At 68.3% G+C, this 287-nt stretch carries 1 protein-coding gene; it reads right to left on the bottom strand.

Annotated elements, in window-relative coordinates; all coding sequences use genetic code 11:
• Nucleotides 1-274: tetratricopeptide repeat protein (locus tag F1735_RS34815; RefSeq protein WP_167241613.1), on the bottom strand; the 274-nt coding region annotated here is incomplete at its 3' end.
• Nucleotides 275-287: the final 13 nt, after the last annotated feature.

Consider the following 287-nt stretch of genomic DNA (forward strand, 5'->3'; position numbering starts at 1 on the left):
GCCCGGGCCGGTTGTCGTTCGCGCGCATATAGCTGCCGCCAAGGTTTACGTAACTCATGCCGACCTGGTAGCTGTCCTCGCCATGGACCTTGCGGCGCAACGCCAGCGCTTCGGTCAACAGGCGGCGCTCGCCGGCCACGTCGCCCCTCAGGCCCAGCATGCGTCCGAGCGCGTCGGCCGCATCGGCTTCGAGCTGGGGGTTGGCGTTCTTGCGTGCCTGCGCCTGCACCTCGGCCATCTCGGCCTGGACGCTGCCGAATTCCTTCATCTGCATGCGCTGCTCGGCG

This window comes from Massilia genomosp. 1 (assembly GCF_011682185.1).
GTDB classification, from domain to species: domain Bacteria; phylum Pseudomonadota; class Gammaproteobacteria; order Burkholderiales; family Burkholderiaceae_D; genus Telluria_A; species Telluria_A rubra.